Below are 213 nucleotides of genomic sequence, written 5' to 3' on the forward strand. Positions count from 1 at the left end.
CTTTCCGTCCTGTCGCGGGTAACCTGCATCTTCACAGGTACTATAATTTCACCGAGTCTCTGGTTGAGACAGTGCCCAAATCGTTACACCTTTCGTGCGGGGCGGAACTTACCCGACAAGGAATTTCGCTACCTTAGGACCGTTATAGTTACGGCCGCCGTTTACTGGGGCTTCAGTTCAGAGCTTCGCTTACGCTAACCCCTCTCCTTAACC

The 213-nt window shown here is 52.1% G+C and carries 1 rRNA gene; it reads right to left on the reverse strand.

Annotation, left to right across the window (positions count from 1 at the left end):
* Positions 1-213, reverse strand: a 23S ribosomal RNA gene (locus MR107_RS31190); the annotation flags it as partial.

This window comes from Bacillus cereus group sp. BfR-BA-01441, assembly GCF_022663075.1.
Taxonomy (GTDB): domain Bacteria; phylum Bacillota; class Bacilli; order Bacillales; family Bacillaceae_G; genus Bacillus_A; species Bacillus_A cereus.